At 74.7% G+C, this 2407-nt stretch carries 3 protein-coding genes; 1 reads left to right on the plus strand and 2 read right to left on the minus strand.

All coding sequences use genetic code 11. The features are described from left to right. Positions 1 to 48 precede the first annotated feature (48 nt). Entirely contained in the window at positions 49 to 591 is a 543-nt protein-coding gene (locus H5J33_RS31265) for a phage holin family protein (protein ID WP_181798130.1), read from the minus strand. A gap of 81 nt (positions 592 to 672) precedes the next feature. Further along, positions 673 to 1458: a glutamate racemase gene (locus H5J33_RS31270; RefSeq protein ID WP_181798131.1), complete on the minus strand. Its 786-nt coding sequence runs from the start codon at positions 1456 to 1458 to the stop codon at positions 673 to 675. Positions 1459 to 1474: 16 nt separating this feature from the next. Here H5J33_RS31270 and H5J33_RS31275 point away from each other — a divergent pair. Beyond that, the coding region (locus tag H5J33_RS31275) for a glycosyltransferase (protein WP_258565535.1) at positions 1475 to 2407 on the plus strand (933 nt) is incomplete at its 3' end.

Here is a 2407-nt window from a genome sequence, read left to right on the forward strand (position 1 = left end):
GGACTTCCCGCGCACGCACCCGACGCGGCGCGCGTGTGACGGCAGGATCTAGCCGGCCGTTCCCGGTCTGATCGTGCGCAGGCGGTCGCGGATGAGCCGGACCGCGGACTCCGCGTTGTCCACGGTGATCGTGAACGTGTGGCCGTCCCACAGGCGCAGCACGATGCCCTCGCCGCGGCGGACGACGACGGCGGTGCCCTTCTCGGGGCGCCAGCGGTAGCCCCAGCCGCCCCAGTGCCGGGGGGTGACGTGGGCGGTGAAGTCGGCGCCGGCCACGTGCGAGAGCGGGATGCGGCGGCGCGGCAGCCCCATGTGTCCGCAGCGCACTTCGAGGCACTCGCGGTCGAGCTTGAGGTCGACGTGTACGAAGGCGAGCGTGCCGAAGAGCACGAGCAGACCGGCCGCGATGCAGCCCACGACGGACATCACCAGGGCGGCTATGCCGGATGTCCAGGCCGAGTCCACGGCCAGCGCGATGCCGAGCGCCAGGCAGGCGGCGCCGACGAGCGCGAACAGCCACTGCACCCGGTTGGTGGCGCGTCCCTTCCAGACCGGGGGAAGCTTTCCGTCGGCGTCGGGGTGGTCCCTCATGTTTATGAGGTTACCCGGATTTCGCCGCCCGGAGAGGGCGTAGCGCGCGGCGGGCGGCCCGCCGGTGTCCGGACGCGCCGGTCAGCGGACGGGGCTGACGGCGCGCAGGAAGCGGCCTTCGGCGTAGGACAGCGCCGTGTCCGGGAGGGTCGCCTCGCGGCCGCTCAGCAGCACGGTCAGGGTGGTGTCGGCGGCGGCCTCCGGAGCCGGTTCCGCTCCGATCCGGCGCAGCGCCTGTGCCGCCACCGCCCCGGCACTGCCGTGCAGTGCGACCGGCGGGCGGCCGGGCCGCTGGACGGCCGCGCGGATCCGCTCCGCGACCAGCTCGTAGTTGGTGCAGCCCAGGACGAGCGTGGTCACGTCGTCCGGGGTGCGGGCGGCGGCCGAGGCGATCGCGGCGTCGATCGCCTCGTCGTCGGCGTGGTGCACGGCGTCCGCGAGGCCGGGGCACGCCACCTCGGTGACGGCCAGGCCGTCGGCGAACCGCTCGATCAGGCCGCGCTGGTAGGCGCTGCCCGTGGTGGCCGGGGTCGCCCAGATCGCGACGGGGCCGCCGCCCGCGGCGGCCGGCTTGATCGCCGGTACGGTGCCGATGATCGGCAGCCGCGGCTCGAAGCGCGCCCGCATCGCCGGCAGGGAGTGCACGGAGGCGGTGTTGCACGCGACGATCAGCACATCGGGCTCGTGCGCGGCGGCGGCCTCGGCCACGGCGATGGCCCGCTCGGTGATGTCCTCGGGGGTGCGCGGTCCCCAGGGCATGCCGTCCGGGTCCCAGGACAGCACCAGATCCGCGTCGGGCCGCAGCCGGCGTACCGCGGCGGCGGCGGGGAGCAGGCCGATTCCGGAGTCCATGAGCGCGATCTTCACCCGGCCACGATAGACGATGCCCGCTCACGGGCCCCGCCGGGTGGGGCAGACTGCCGCCGTGAACGCGTACTTGTGGATCACCGTCGTATCACTGGCCGCCTGGGCCTGGCTGCTGCTCGGCCAGGGCTTCTTCTGGCGCACGGACGTCCGGCTGCCACCACGCCGGGAACCGGAGGCGTGGCCGTCGGTCTGCGTGGTCGTACCGGCCCGGGACGAGGCCGCCGTGCTGCCGGACAGCCTGCCGTCGCTGCTGGCGCAGGACTATCCCGGGCGGGCCGAGGTCTTCCTGGTGGACGACGGCAGCACCGACGGCACCGGGGAGCTGGCCCGCGAGCTGTCCCGGCGGCTCGGCGGGCTGCCGCTGACGGTGGACTCGCCCGGTGAACCGCCGGCGGGCTGGACGGGCAAGCTGTGGGCGGTGCGGTACGGCATCGGGCTGGCACGCGCGCGTGAGCCCGAGTACCTGCTGCTGACGGACGCGGACATCGCGCACGCGCCGGACAGCCTGCGCGAGCTGGTGGCGGCGGCTCGGGCGGGCGGCTTCGACGTCGTGTCGCAGATGGCGCGGCTGCGGGTGGCGAGCCTGTGGGAGCGGCTGGTGGTGCCTGCCTTCGTGTACTTCTTCGCGCAGCTGTATCCCTTCCGGTGGATCGGCCGGAAGGGATCGCGCACGGCCGCGGCGGCGGGCGGCTGTGTGCTGCTGCGCGCGGGGATGGCCGAGAAGGCGCGCATCCCGGACGCCATCCGGCACGCCGTGATCGACGACGTGGCGCTGGCGCGCGCGGTGAAGGGCGCGGGGGGCCGTGTCTGGCTGGGGCTGGCCGACCGGGTGGACAGCGTGCGGCCCTATCCGGACCTGGGCGACCTGTGGCGGATGGTCTCGCGCAGCGCGTACGCCCAGCTGCGGCACAATCCCCTGCTGCTGCTCGGTACGGTCGCCGGGCTGGCG

Origin of the sequence: Streptomyces sp. WELS2, assembly GCF_013870595.1 — a bacterium.
GTDB lineage: Bacteria > Actinomycetota > Actinomycetes > Streptomycetales > Streptomycetaceae > Streptomyces.

Coding starts and splice junctions, on each gene's coding strand:
- H5J33_RS31265 (WP_181798130.1), bottom strand. CDS start 591: ATGAGGGACCACCCCGACGCCGACGGAAAGCTTCCCCCGGTCTGGAAG.